This window comes from Caballeronia glebae, from assembly GCF_001545035.1.
GTDB lineage: Bacteria > Pseudomonadota > Gammaproteobacteria > Burkholderiales > Burkholderiaceae > Caballeronia > Caballeronia glebae.
The window spans coordinates 85,216-98,313 of sequence record NZ_FCOJ02000007.1; the positions used below are offsets into that span (position 1 = coordinate 85,216).

General features: G+C 63.0%; 15 protein-coding genes and 1 pseudogene. 8 read left to right on the forward strand and 8 right to left on the reverse strand.

Annotation, left to right across the window (positions count from 1 at the left end; all coding sequences use genetic code 11):
* Positions 1-67: 67 nt before the first annotated feature.
* Positions 68-970, reverse strand: a complete 903-nt coding sequence (locus tag AWB82_RS06880; protein ID WP_086966405.1) for a PilZ domain-containing protein — start codon at positions 968-970, stop codon at positions 68-70.
* 422 nt (positions 971-1,392) lie between these two features.
* Between AWB82_RS06880 and AWB82_RS06885 the strand changes: the two genes are divergently transcribed.
* The 5 genes from AWB82_RS06885 (at position 1,393) to AWB82_RS06905 (ending at position 5,994) form a co-directional block, all read left to right on the forward strand.
* Positions 1,393-2,292, forward strand: coding sequence for a LysR family transcriptional regulator (locus AWB82_RS06885; RefSeq protein WP_086966406.1), 900 nt, complete (start codon positions 1,393-1,395; stop codon positions 2,290-2,292).
* A gap of 188 nt (positions 2,293-2,480) precedes the next feature.
* A complete protein-coding gene (locus tag AWB82_RS06890; RefSeq protein ID WP_086966407.1) occupies positions 2,481-3,803 on the forward strand; it encodes an MFS transporter in 1,323 nt (440 codons plus the stop codon).
* Between the two features lie 30 nt (positions 3,804-3,833).
* Complete coding sequence (locus AWB82_RS06895; protein WP_086966408.1) at positions 3,834-4,874, forward strand: amidohydrolase family protein; 1,041 nt, start codon at positions 3,834-3,836, stop codon at positions 4,872-4,874.
* A complete protein-coding gene (locus tag AWB82_RS06900) occupies positions 4,871-5,539 on the forward strand; it encodes an RraA family protein (protein ID WP_086966409.1) in 669 nt (222 codons plus the stop codon). The genes AWB82_RS06895 and AWB82_RS06900 overlap by 4 nt, the downstream gene beginning before the upstream one ends.
* A 62-nt stretch (positions 5,540-5,601) precedes the next feature.
* The gene (locus tag AWB82_RS06905; RefSeq protein WP_086966410.1) at positions 5,602-5,994 is read left to right on the forward strand and encodes a hypothetical protein; all 393 of its coding nucleotides are present in this window, start codon (positions 5,602-5,604) and stop codon (positions 5,992-5,994) included.
* A 309-nt stretch (positions 5,995-6,303) separates the two neighbouring features.
* On the opposite strand, the gene AWB82_RS06910 is transcribed toward AWB82_RS06905, so the two are convergent.
* From AWB82_RS06910 to AWB82_RS06920, 3 genes are all read right to left on the reverse strand, one after another.
* Positions 6,304-6,543 carry a hypothetical protein gene (locus AWB82_RS06910; RefSeq protein ID WP_086966411.1) on the reverse strand — a complete coding sequence of 80 codons (240 nt, stop codon included), beginning with the start codon at positions 6,541-6,543 and terminating at the stop codon, positions 6,304-6,306.
* 214 nt (positions 6,544-6,757) lie between these two features.
* A complete protein-coding gene (locus AWB82_RS06915) occupies positions 6,758-7,750 on the reverse strand; it encodes a zinc-dependent alcohol dehydrogenase family protein (RefSeq protein ID WP_086966496.1) in 993 nt (330 codons plus the stop codon).
* Positions 7,750-8,130 (reverse strand): DUF1488 family protein, encoded by a 381-nt coding sequence (locus tag AWB82_RS06920; protein WP_086966412.1) that lies wholly within the window; start codon positions 8,128-8,130, stop codon positions 7,750-7,752. Before AWB82_RS06920 ends, AWB82_RS06915 begins: the two co-directional genes overlap by 1 nt.
* A gap of 139 nt (positions 8,131-8,269) precedes the next feature.
* On the opposite strand from AWB82_RS06920, the gene AWB82_RS06925 reads away from it, so the two are divergent.
* Positions 8,270-8,656, forward strand: coding sequence for a c-type cytochrome (locus tag AWB82_RS06925; protein WP_235023203.1), 387 nt, complete (start codon positions 8,270-8,272; stop codon positions 8,654-8,656).
* 127 nt (positions 8,657-8,783) lie between these two features.
* Complete coding sequence (locus tag AWB82_RS06930; RefSeq protein WP_086966413.1) at positions 8,784-9,611, forward strand: universal stress protein; 828 nt, start codon at positions 8,784-8,786, stop codon at positions 9,609-9,611.
* 80 nt (positions 9,612-9,691) lie between these two features.
* Here AWB82_RS06930 and AWB82_RS06935 read toward each other — a convergent pair whose 3' ends face one another.
* The 3 genes and pseudogenes from AWB82_RS06935 to AWB82_RS06945 all read right to left on the reverse strand — a co-directional run bounded on the left by AWB82_RS06935 (position 9,692) and on the right by AWB82_RS06945 (position 10,808).
* The gene (locus AWB82_RS06935; RefSeq protein WP_086966414.1) at positions 9,692-9,913 is read right to left on the reverse strand and encodes a hypothetical protein; all 222 of its coding nucleotides are present in this window, start codon (positions 9,911-9,913) and stop codon (positions 9,692-9,694) included.
* 27 nt (positions 9,914-9,940) lie between these two features.
* A pseudogene (locus tag AWB82_RS06940) lies at positions 9,941-10,426 on the reverse strand (LLM class flavin-dependent oxidoreductase); the annotation flags it as partial.
* Positions 10,427-10,577: 151 nt separating this feature from the next.
* Positions 10,578-10,808 carry a hypothetical protein gene (locus AWB82_RS06945; RefSeq protein ID WP_086966415.1) on the reverse strand — a complete coding sequence of 77 codons (231 nt, stop codon included), beginning with the start codon at positions 10,806-10,808 and terminating at the stop codon, positions 10,578-10,580.
* 285 nt (positions 10,809-11,093) lie between these two features.
* On the opposite strand from AWB82_RS06945, the gene AWB82_RS06950 reads away from it, so the two are divergent.
* Positions 11,094-12,293 carry a porin gene (locus AWB82_RS06950; protein WP_086966416.1) on the forward strand — a complete coding sequence of 400 codons (1,200 nt, stop codon included), beginning with the start codon at positions 11,094-11,096 and terminating at the stop codon, positions 12,291-12,293.
* A 227-nt stretch (positions 12,294-12,520) separates the two neighbouring features.
* Here AWB82_RS06950 and AWB82_RS06955 read toward each other — a convergent pair whose 3' ends face one another.
* Complete coding sequence (locus AWB82_RS06955; protein WP_086966417.1) at positions 12,521-13,012, reverse strand: hypothetical protein; 492 nt, start codon at positions 13,010-13,012, stop codon at positions 12,521-12,523.
* Positions 13,013-13,098 lie beyond the last annotated feature (86 nt).

The window sequence follows — 13,098 nt, forward strand, 5'->3', positions numbered from 1 at the left end:
ACCCGTCTGCTGCGAGCGCGCGCTCCTTCCCATCTACCCGCAGCGGCCGCGAATCAGTCGTTCAGCGTCACTGAGCTGTGCTGCCCGTTGCGGTCTCAAACATGTGTAGCCGCAGAAGAGCCAGGGTATCCGCGGTTTGGCCGCTGAACTCGGCACCAATCAGGACGCCACTGTCAACGCGCCTCACATTGCGCGCTATGCAGTTGAACACGACTGCGTGAAGCTTGCCGCCGGCGCGCAGCCGTAATCCCAATCTGAAGTGCTCGGCGACGTTGACGAGGGCGTTGGAAGCCCGGAACGCGACGCCGCCCAGGCTCACGTTTGTAGCCGTTACGTCGAAGCCCGCGGCGACACAGTCGTTCCTGATCAGCCGCCCTGGCATTTCCGTTGAGACTCGCACGTGGTTGCGCACGACCTGAGTCTGCACGCACTCCGGCCAAGCGAGGTAAGTTACCCTGACCGGCGTCTCGCTTTGTCCGAGCACGGTGCTGCGAAACTGATAGACGTTGCGCCCTCGAAGAGCATTACAAGATACTTCAGCGCCGGTCTTGAGCAACTCATGACCGTTCGAAGTCGTCACGAGCAGCGCGCGGCCGGAAATTGAGCCGACGAAATCGGTTTGAACAGGCAGAGGGTCACTGCCGACAACCGTCACCTGTATGCTGTCTATCGTCTTTGGAAGTGTTTCGGTGCTGGCTAACACCTGATCGGCGATTGCCCCGCCCGATCTCTCGTCGTGTCTCGCCGTCGAGATGAGCATTCCGTTCGGATGGGCCGCACTTCTGCCGGATGGACTTGCCGCCGCATCTTCGCTGCGCAATCCGCCGGCCGCGAGAATCTTGTCCCGCTGACTCTCCGACTGAACGAAGTAGCCGCGTGCCAGAAGGAGCTTGCCACTCGCAGAGTAGACGGCGAATGGAAGCGGCGAACCGATTGCCAATTCCTGGGCGATTATCTTAACGAGTGCCATGTCCGTTGCCGCCGCTTGCGCCGGGACGCATCAGTTTTGGAAACGCTAACTTAACTCTATGCCCGCCGAGCGGACGTACGCCGGCACACAATCATCTGTAGAAAAGACAAATCGCGATGCGATGCCAGTCAGCGTGGGTCGCTGTTCGCCCTATCGGCCACTGAACTACGGGGTGAAACGGAAAACAGGGCATCGGACATGGCTATCGATTCGTGCACCGTTCTACAAGAAAATGGATCTGATAGGGCGCAGGACTCTGCGGCCTTGCAAGGCCAACCGCGCGACGAGTGGCCGTCCGCCGGCACCGCTTCGCGAGAATCAATTCTTCTCGCGTATGCCATCATTACCGCCCAAACGCATAACTACAGTTTCCATCGTCGTAGGATCTGTGACGTTGATCACCGGATTCCAGGAACGTCGACATGAATTTCAGATCCTTGCAGTGCTTCATCATTCTTGCCGAGGAACTCAACTTCAGCCGCGCGGCCGAGCGCCTGCATATTGCGCAACCGGCGCTAAGCCAGCAAATTCGGCTGCTGGAGGAGCGCCTCGGCGCTCAGCTCGTCGATCGCGCGCGACGGCCGCTGCGGCTCACCGAAGCCGGCCACTATCTCTGCACCGAGGCGCGTCAGATTCTCGGCGCATGGGAACAGGCGAGTCTCGGCGCGCAGGAAATCGGCATCGGGCGGCGCGGCTGGCTGTCGATCGGGTTCACGCGATCAGCGATGTACAGCATCCTGCCGCCCGCGCTGAAGGCGTTTCATCACGCGTTTCCGGAAGTCGAACTGAAGCTCTTCGAGATGCTCACCGAGGAGCAGACCGACGCGCTGCGCGACATGCGCATTCACGTCGGCATCGGACGGCAGCCTCTCGCGATCGCCGGCTGCACGTCGTATCCGCTGCTGCGCGAACATATCGTGGCCGTGCTCTCGCCGGATCATCCGCTCGCGGGAAAGAAGAAAGTGCGCATCGCCGAACTCGAAGACACGCCGCTCATTCTCTATCCGAAACATCAGAACGCGCAGTTCAAGCGCACCGTGCAGTCCTTGTATCGCGATGCGGGCGTGACGCCGTTCGTCGCGCATCAGGCTTACGAAATCCAGACGGCGATCGCGCTCGTCGCAGCGGGACTCGGCGTAACCTTCGTCGGCGAATCGGTGGCGCGGCACGGGCGCACGGATGTCGTGTTCCGCCCGCTTACGGGTCCGGGCGCGTCCCAATGGTCGACGCTCGCCGCCACCTTCCGCACGGACGACGCCTCGGCTCATCTGCGCGCCTTTCTCGGCTGTCTGCCCCCGCCGCTCGCCGACGCCGCACTATAAGCAAAGTCCTATAGAAGCATAAGGAACGCGTCTTGGACGCGGGCCGCCGCGCTTCTTATCATCGGTTTTCCTGCTCCGATCCGGCACGCTGCATGCGCGAACCGATGTGAGCAGGCAGGCGGCGAAGGCCGTTTGTAAAGCAGGGCCGCAGAGCCCTCGTGACCCGACGAAAAGTACGTGGAGACGGCATGACGCCATTCAACGAAGCGGCAACCATGCGAAAGGTGTACGGGCGGCTCATGCCCCTGCTCTTCGCGATGATGTTTTTCAACTACCTCGACCGCATCAACATCGGCTTTGCGGCGCTCGACATGAACAAGGCGCTGGGCTTTTCGCCCGCCGTGTTCGGCTTCGCGGGCAGCATCTTCTTCGTGGGCTACATGGTGCTCGAAGTGCCGAGCAACCTGCTGCTGCATCGCGTGGGCGCGCGCCGCTGGATCGCGCGGATTCTGCTCACGTGGGGCGCGGTCGCGGCCGTGACGGCCTTCGTTTTCGACGACAAGAGCTTCTACGTGCTGCGCTTTCTGCTCGGCGTGATGGAAGCGGGTTTCCTGCCGGGCGTCGCGGTGTATCTGACGAAGTGGTTCCCGGAGCGCTACCGGGCGCGCGCGGTGGGTGGCTACATCATCGCGGGATCGTTTTCGGCGGTGCTCGGCGGCCCGATCTCGACGGCGCTGATGACCTACGCCAACGGCATTCTCGGCCTGCAAGGATGGCAATGGATGTTCATCCTCGAAGGCGTTCCCGCGATGCTGCTCGGCCTGCTCACGCTGCGCATCATGACCGAGCGCCCCGCCGACGCCGACTGGCTCGCCGACGACGAAAAGCAATGGCTCGAAACGACGCTCGCGGCCGAACGCGAAGCCGTCGGCGGCAACACGCACTATCCGCTGTTGCGCGTGGCGGCCGATATCCGCGTGTGGAGTCTCGCGTGCCTGTTCGGATGCGCGCTGGTCGGCATCTACGGGCTGTTTCTGTGGCTGCCGCAGATCGTCAAGAGTCTCGGTCATCTGAGCAATATCGAAGTCGGCTTTCTTTCGGCCGCGCCGCCGCTCCTGGGCGTGCTGGGCACGTTCATCATCAGCCGCAGCTCGGATCGCACCGGCGACCGCAAGAAGCATCTGGCCTTCGTCTACGGCATGAGCGCCATCGCGATCGCGGGCAGCGCCTACGCGCCGAATCCGGTCATCGCCTACGCGCTGCTGTGCGTGACCGGCCTCTTCATCTATGCGGGCAATCCGCTGTTCTGGAGCCTCGCTTCGTCGTTCAGAACCGGCGCTGCGGGCGCGGCGACCATCGCGCTCATCAATACGATTGCGCAGTTCGGCGGACTGGTGGGGCCGTGGAGCATCGGCCTCGTGCGCAACGCGACGGGAAATTTCAAGCTCGCGCTGCTGACCATCGCGGCGTTTCTGGTGGTCGCGACCGTGATCGCGCTCGTGATGCGCGTCAGTCCCGCCGACGATGACGACGCCTCGCTGCCCACGGCGAATCCGGCCCCGGGCACCTGAACCCCGCATACAACGCTACGGACCTCACGCATGATCATCGATTGTCACGGTCACTACACGACCTCGCCGCCGCAGCACGAAGCATGGCGCACGCAGCAGATCGCCGCGCTCGCGGATGGCGTGTCGCCGCCGCCGCGCCCCGCCATCTCCGACGACGAGATTCGCGCAAGCATCGAAAGCGGCCAGTTGCGCATCCAGCGCGAGCGCGGCACCGACCTCACGATCTTCTCGCCGCGCGCCGCCGGCATGGGCCATCATCTCGCGACGGCCGAAGCCAACGCGGTCTGGTCGGAAGCATGCAACGACCTCGTGCATCGCGTCGTCGAACTCTTTCCGCGCAACTTCGTGGGCGTCTGCCAGTTGCCGCAGGCGCCGGGCGCGGCGCCGGAAAACTGCATCGCCGAATTGCGGCGCTGCGTGGAGGAACTGGGCTTCATCGGCTGCAATCTGAATCCCGATCCGTCGGGCGGCCACTGGTCCGGGCTGCCGCTGACCGACCGCTCGTGGTATCCGCTCTACGAAGCGATGGTCGAGCTCGACGTGCCCGCGATGATCCACGTGTCGTCGTCGTGCAATCCGAACTTCCACGCGACGGGCGCGCATTACATCAATGGCGATACGTCCGCGTTCATGCAACTGCTGCAGGCCGACCTGTTCGCCGATTTTCCGACGCTCAAGTTCATCATTCCGCATGGCGGCGGCGCGGTGCCGTATCACTGGGGACGTTATCGCGGGCTCGCGCAGGACATGAAGCGGCCGCTGCTCACAGAATATCTGCTGGACAACGTGTTCTTCGATACCTGCGTCTATCACCAGCCGGGCGCGGAACTGCTCGCCAAGGTCATTCCGGCGAAGAACATCCTGTTCGCGTCGGAGACGATCGGCGCGGTGCAGGGCATCGATCCCGAAACGGGTCATTACTTCGACGACACGCGCCGCTATATCGACGCCATCGACTGGCTCGGCGACGCGGACCGCGAGCTTATTTTCGAAGGCAACGCGCGTGCGGTGTACGGGCGTCTGTCCGCGCAACTCGAACAACAAAGATCCACTGAAGGAGCTTCGATATGAATCAGGTCGGATGGCGTGAATACGAATCGGCGGCGCAGGCGAGCCCCGCGACGCTCGCCGCGTTGCGCGAACTCGCGGTCTCGCTGTTGAGCGACAACATGGCGCGCGTGAGCGGCGCGACCGGCCTGCGTCCGTTTCATCGCCCGAAGCCGATGGCGGGCACCGCTGTCACGGTGCGCACGCGCGGCGGCGACAACCTCGCGATCCATCGCGCGTTCGACTTCTGCCGTCCGGGCGACGTGCTCGTGATCGACGGCGCGGGCGAACTCACGCAGGCGCTGATGGGCGAGATCATGACCAGCTATGCCGAAAGCCTCGGCGTGCAAGGGCTCGTGATCGACGGCGCGATCCGCGATGTGGGCGCGCTGAGTCAGCGCGATTTTCCGGTGTATGCGCGCGGCGTCACGCATCGCGGGCCGTACAAGAACGGGCCGGGCGAAATCAACGTGCCGGTGACGGTCGGCGGCATGGTGGTGCATCCGGGCGATATCGTCGTCGGCGATGAAGACGGCGTGCTCGCCATCGCGCCCGCTGATGTCGATGCGGTGATCGAAGGCGCGCGCAAAACGGCGGCGAAGGAAGCGGCGGCGCTCCAATCGATCGTGGAAAGACGCTTCGACCGTTCGTGGGTCGCCGTGCAGCGCGAGCGCATGATGAACGGCTGACACCTTGCCGAACCACGGCGGACGCGCGCATGATGGCGCGTTCGCTTCTTCGATCAAACGTTATGCCCGACCATCTGAACGCATCCTCGCTCCTGGACCTCGCGCGCCGTGCGCAAGCCCGCGCGCCCGGTCCATGCGCTTGCACGAAGACGCCGCTCGAAGGCTGGCAATCCCAGCCGCTTTCCCTCGATGAAACCCAGTTGCGCGAAATCGGCACGCTGATGCCGGAAGACGATCCGGAACCGACCTTTGCGGAATATCTGCCCGGGAAGATCAACTATTGGTCCGCGCAAGCGCCTATCGCGCCGCATTATTTTCCGTACAACCGCTGCGGCGTGTGGGAGTGTTCGTCATGTGGACGGCTTTATCTGCGCTACGTTGAAGGCGGCGGTTATTTCGTCGATAGAAGGATCCGCGCGTTGCAATGGACCTTGATCGAGGACGTCGCGCCCTGAGCGGCGATGGCCGGCAAGTATCGACGTATTCGTTTATACCGCCGGAGAAAGTGGCAAATCTCGCCGCAGGTCCCTTCCTCTTCCCTTTCCCTACGCAGTCGGCATCACCACGCGGAACTCTACGTGCGAGACGACTTGCTTGACGCCTTCGATGTTCTCGGATGCTCGCATGTTCATCTCCCTGGAGAAAGATCGCGCCGTCCGCTTTGAGTCCGGACGAGCAACGCATCACGGAAACGGTTCAGACGGACGTCGATTTCGATGCATTCGAGACACGCACATTCTGGCGTCCGCGGCTCGCGAGTCCCGTTAGACATCGATCGTATTCGCGGCCTTCAGCCGGATCCAGTTCATTCCTTCGTGCAGCCCCGCGAGTACCGCCTCGCGTTCGTTGGCGAAGGTATGCGCATGCCTGAACCGATGCATGAAGCGTCCGCCTTCCACGTTGCGCTGCTCGACGCTGATCGAGCATTCGACGCCGCGCGGCGTTTGCTCCGTGCTGCACGTGACGGTCCAATCGGCATCGTCTACAGATCCCTTGAGTGACATGTCGGTTCTCCCTCGATCGACGCAGATATTCGTTGCCGCGCGAACGCCCTTACCGTTCCAGAAGATACGCAACAGGCGCATTCATGACGGCACCAGAGCGAGCGACGAGATCGGGAAGATCGGCTTTCATCGGTGCATGCACGTGGCAATAACATTAGTATTCCCGATCAGTCTGAACTCGAAAGCATATGAGCCGTGAATTACGCGCGCGTCGTCATTCGGCCACGCGCAGCACTGCCGCGCCCAGCACTCGCCCTCCGCGCAAATCGGCGAGCGCCCGATTCGCCTCGGCGAGCGGATAGACCTGCGTCTGCATGCGCAATGGAATCTCGGTCGCATAGCGCATGAAGTCCACGCCGTCCGCGCGCGTCAGATTGGCGACCGAGACGATGCGCCGCTCGCCCCAGAGCAGCGAGTAGGGAAAAGACGGAACGTCGCTCATATGGATGCCGCCGCACACGACCACGCCCCCCCTGCAAACCGCACGCAACGCGACGGGCACGAGTTCGCCTGCGGGCGCAAAGATCAGCGCGGCGTCGAGCTCATCCGGCGCACGCTCGGCGCTGCTGCCGGCCCAGTCGGCGCCGAGTTGCAATGCAAGTTGCTGTGCCGCGGTGTCTCCCGGACGAGTGAACGCAAAGACCGTGCGACCTTGATGGTGCGCCACTTGCGCGACGATGTGCGCGGCAGCGCCAAAGCCATAGATGCCGAGCCGTCTTGCGTGCCCTGCCATGCGCAGCGTTCGATAGCCGATGAGTCCCGCGCACAGCAATGGGGCCGCTTCGATGTCGCTGTAGCGTCGCGGAATATGCAGGCAAAAGTGACTCTCGGCGACCATGCGCTCGGCATAGCCGCCGTCGAGGGTATAACCGGTGAAGCCCGGCGCGTCGCACAGATTCTCGCGTTCGTCGATGCAATACGGACATTCGCCACACGTATGTCCCAGCCACGGAACCCCGACCCGGTCGCCCACAGAAAAGAACTCGCCCACGCCAGGACCGACGGCAGCGACGCGCCCGACGACTTCGTGTCCGGGAATAACTGGGCGTTTCGATTGCGGCAGCTCGCCGTCGACGAGATGCAGGTCCGTCCGGCATACACCGCACGCGGTCACGTTGATAAGCAACTGCCCCGGACCCGCGACGGGATCGCCGACTTCCGCTGCCCGCAGTATCGGAGCGGCTCCATCGTAGAGCATGGCACGCATCATTCACCTCCTTGCGCATCGGTTTCGCGGCGATTTCCAGCTTCAGCCGCACGCTCTCGTTTCGACATGCGCGCATGCCTGGAATCGATGCCCGCAGCCGTGCCTCCTCCACTGAATCGGAAATAACCGCTTCGAAGGATCACTGGTTTGCATCCGACGCTGGTCAGCAATTGTTCGGCTGCGCCTTCTATGACCGCGCGGTTGTTCTCGAACGCGCGTTGCAAGTCGTCCTCTCGCCGGGACGACGCACCGAAGTGATCTTCCAGCGCTTCAGCCGAAATCTTGCATTCGATACCGCGGTCGTCCACCAGAGCGAGGAACATGAGCGCGGGCTCCTCGCCGATGTACTCCGGTGCTTGCGGTGGGAACTTGATGTCCATGGTCGCGGGGTCCTGGCAGACAGAGGCTTGTACACGCCTCCAGTGTTTGCGTTGACGTCGTGACCAGCGTTGATTCAGATCAACGAGTGAGACGAACGGATTCGCATCATGACGGTGTGCTCCTTCCGGTTGATCAGTCATGTTCACTCGCCTTGCCGGCGGCGTTCGCGCGCGACGCGATGTCGTCCCTGTCCGCCCTCGGCACGTCGCACTCGCAGCGATTCTTGCATCGCTGCTGCTGCTCGCCTCGCGAGCGCTCGCCCAGCCCGAGCCGAGCGCACTGATCGATCAGCAGCATTGCATGTTCTGCCACACGAACGACGCGCCGTTCCTTGCGCCGTCTTTCCAGGAGATCGCCAACCGTTACCGCGACGACCCGCGTGCCCAGGTCATGCTCGAACATAAGCTCCGCGTCGGCGGTCGAGCGCACTGGGGCAACATGGCCATGCCCTCGCCCGCGGAACGTGGCGGCCCGCTCTCGCCGGAAGACGCGCATACGCTCGTCGTATGGGTGCTGCGTCATTGACTCTTGCTCGAAGGAAATCGACCAAAGCACCGCGCCGTTGACCTGAGTCAACCGCGTAGTCATGCCGCGTCCCTAGACTCGATGCCTGTCAGCCTCAGCGCGTACTGCTTTCAAAGGAAACGGCATCGTGAACTGGAAAACCATTCTCGTACATCTCGACGACAGTCGCCGTTGCGCGACGCGCATGCAGTTCGCGATGGAGTTCGCGCGTCGGTTCGATGCGCACGTCATCGGGCTTTATCTTGTTTGTCAGGACCTCGGCCATCCTCTGTTCGATCCCGGGTTGAGCCTGCAACGCGGCGCCTACGGAGAACAACGTCGTACCTCGCTCGACAACGCACGCGAAGCGTTCGAGCAGGCTGCGCGGTTGGCGGGTGTCAACGGCGAGTGGCGCGCGCCGACAGGTTCCGTGCTCGATGCGGCCACCCTGCATGGCCGTCATGCCGATGTGGTCGTGCTCGGCCAGGACGATCCCGACGATCCGGGGGCCTTCATCGCTCGCCGGTTCGTCGAGGATGTCGTGATGGGGTTGGGGCGCCCCGTGCTGCTCGTACCGCGTTCCGGCGACATCAAGACGCTCGGCGAGAGTGTGGTCATCGCGTGGGACGACAGTCGTGAAGCCACGCGAGCCGTGGCCGATGCGCTGCCCATCTTGCGTCGCGCTCGCTTCGTCGAGATCATGACCGTCGAGCGGCATCGAGACGAAAAATCGCCTGTAGGTATCGAGATTTCGGCTTATCTGGATCGTCAGGGCGTGAGTGCGAGCTTTTCATCGACGCCTCGCATTCGCGGCGAAAACACGGGACTGACGTTGATGGACAGAGCGAACAGTGTGCACGCGGACATGCTTGTCGCGGGCGCGTATGCACATTCGCGTGGACTGGAACGCGTGCTCGGGGGCGTCACGCGTACTCTGCTGGAAACATCCACCCTTCCTTTTTTGCTGTCGCATTGAACGACGGCGAAGCGATGCGATGTTTGCAGGAGCATCGCTTCGCTTGTCGGTTCGATACGTCGAGAGTGCCGCACGTCTCGCTACTTGCGCCGTCTGCCGTGAAGGATCTCGCGGCCGGCATAGACAGACATGAATATGCCCACGAGCAGGGCCGCGATGCCGAGCGACTCGTCCACCGTGTCGGGAAAGGAAGACATGCCGCGCCACCACAGCGCCACGCCGATAGCGGTCATCATCAAGCCGAACGCCAGTCCCCATGCGGGCCCGCTCGTTGACGACGTGATCCGGTGAGTCATCTTCATCTGAGCCTCTCTTGCGATGGCGCGCGGTCATGACCGTGGGCCGCCGGCCGCGCGAATATCGAATGCGCCGCCCGTCTGCCGCGCGCCGGTCGTTACGCGCCCCTTGTCCGGAAGGAGCGGGAACACGAGTTCCACGAAGCGATACGCCTCTTCCAGATGCGGATAGCCCGACAGCACGACGCCGTCCGCGCCCGCCTCCACATATTCCTGCACACGCGCCGCCACTGTCTGTGCGTCGCCGACCAGAGCCGTGCCGGCGCCGCCGCGCACGCGTCCGACGCGCGCCCACAGGTTCGGGGCGATCTCAAGCCGGTCGCGCCGTCCGCCGTGAAGTTCGGCCAAGCGGCGTGGTCCGACCGAATCAATCTGCGCTAAGTTCTGCTGCGATTGCGCGATGTCCTAATCGGTGAGACGGCTGATCGGCGAGTCGGCGGCCGCCCACGCCTCGTCGTTCGTCTCGCGCACGATCGCATGCAGACGCACACCGAAGCGCACCTTGCGGCCGCGGCGCGCTCGCGCACATCCGCGAACTTCGCGGCGAGGCGTCACGCATGCGCATGCGTTCATCGTGCAACCGGCCTCGGGCAGCGAGCGGCGCTCGCTCGACGCGTCGAGCGATCAAGAAAGGATGCGAGGAATCACGGAATGGGTCGCTGCTTTCAGTTCAGGATGACTTAAAGCCGCGCGCGGACGTGGTGCGCTGATCGATCCATAGCCGGGCCCAGCGCGCCGCATACGCGACGGCATGATCCGCCTCGAAAAAATAGTCGAGCGCATCGAACGCGAACGATGCCCGGCTCGCCGCTGCACTGCTTTCGATAATCAGGTTCGCCGCGAACAGGCCGCTCGGCAATGCATGCGCGGTCGGCGCCACGTCGTATCCCTTGTATCGCATGAGCAGTTTCCAGAAAGACCTTCGAGGATGAAATCACCTCTGGCGCCCGATCCTAAAGGCCGCTTCGCATATCGCCAACGAACGCTTTGACGAAAGCAAATCAGCGGCGGACTCACATGGTCATCGCATCGCGCCCGAGGTCTTTCATTCCATTGCAAAGTTCAGTCGGATTACGAAGTAGCGCACGACAAAATTCCACATGAGAAATCGATCGTTCGGCATCAAGGCAATCGTAAGATCGGCTTCCCCAAAAACTCGCGGTAAACACGCACTTCAAGGAATCCAATGAAACGCGTCGCACTCGCCGGCACTGCCGGCCTTCTGATCGCCCTTCCGGGCATCGTGCAGGCACAAAGCTCGGTTACGCTGTACGGCATCATCGATGCAGGCGTTGCCTATACGAACAATCAGCGTGGCGCGCCTAACTTTCAAGCGACGAGCGGCAAGTTCAACGGCAGCCGCTGGGGTCTGAAAGGCGTCGAGGATCTCGGCGGCGGCTACAAGGCTGTCTTCACGCTCGAAAATGGCTTTCGGGTGAACGACGGCACCGCTGGCCAGGGCGGCCGCGAATTCGGCCGGCAAGCGTTCGTGGGCGTTGCGAAGACCGGCGTGGGCACGCTCACCTTCGGCCGTCAGTACGATCCGAACGCGGATCTGCTCGCGGCTTATGCGGGACCGGGCTTCTGGTCGCCGTCCACGCACGTCGGCGACAACGACAACCTGAACCAGACCTTCCGCATCAACAATGCCGTGAAGTTCCGCAGCGATCCGTTCGAGGGCTTCACCGTCGACGCCCTCTATGCATTCAGCAATCAGGCCGGTCCGAACAGCGGCGCGGGCACGGGCTTCGGCAACAACCGTGCATGGGGCGTGGCGGCGAACTATGTGAACGGCCCGCTTTCGATCGGCGGCGGCTACGTGCTGCTCGATCATCCGAACGCGGCATCGAACACGGGCGGCGCGGTAGGCGGTGCATCGACCACGACCGGCGATGACTACAGCGGCGCGTTCTTCAATGGTTTGAACGGCGGCGTGACGCGTCAGCAGATCGCGGTGGCGGGCGCGAACTACGCGTTCGGCACGCTGGCGACGCTCGGCTTCGCGTGGAGTCACACGCAGCTCGACTACAACGACGGCTCCTCGCGCAAGTTCAACAACTACGACGTCAACGGCCGCTACAACCTCACACCGGCGACGAAGCTCATCGGCGTCTACACATTCACCGACGGCCGCGCCAACAGCCTTCCCGGCACCGGCGGCGCGACGCTCAAGCCGCGCTGGCACCAGTTCACGCTCGGCGTCGACTATAGCCTCTCGAAGCGCACGGACCTGTATCTGTCAGGCGTGTATCAGCTTGCCTCGGGAGACGCTTCGACGAGCGTAGGCGGCGGTTATCAGAAGATCGCGGCAATCGCCGACGTTGGCACGGCCTCGTCGACGAACCGGCAAGTCGCGGCTTTCGCCGGAGTGCGCATGCGGTTCTGATGCGCGCGGTGCCACGAATGGCGATACCGCCGGCATGGATGCCGCGCGTGTCGCCATTCAGGTCGTCCATTCGTTCGCATCGACAATCGAATCAGACCAGCACCGCAGGCGGCAGAACGCTGCCGAGGATTGAGCGGGTCTGCTAGCGCCCGCGTCAGACAAGGTAGTAGCGCGCTGTGGAACCTCTCGCTTCGGCGCGGCTCGCGCAATGCGAACAGTCGTTCTCGTTACGGCGAGCGCTCTATGTACGGCAGCACTGCCAATCGATCGACGCCGAGGGAATCGAGTTCGCGACGGAGGGCCTCGATCTCCGAATAACAATAGGTGCGCCGCTCATGACCTTCAGCGGCAGTCTGCGCACCGTGGCATAAAACGAGCCTGCATAGGGCGTTGTCGATGGCTCTGGCTAGTTGACCGGCCGGACCGGGATTCTGGAAGACGGGATCGCGCGTGCCGGGGCAGCATTCACCGATTTTTTGATCGTGCAGCACCGCGTCGACAATCACGGCACGATAGGCGCGCAAGCATGTAACGGATTGGATGATCGCCTCGATCAGCCTCACGTTCGTCTTTAGACCTTCCGCGCTGTGGGCGCGGCCGGCAAGTGTTTTCAGATCGGCGATGCGCCTCTCACCGGCAACAATGTGGAGGTCTGCCTTCACTAGCGCGGAAATTTTTCCTTCGAGCGTCGGCGGGTGGTGCGAGAAAGCTGCGCGCATGATCGTCCCCTACGGCTTCGCTCGGTCGAAGCCACAGCGAACATCCAGCATCGCGCGTTCCAAGCACTTCCGACCCTCCCTGTCGA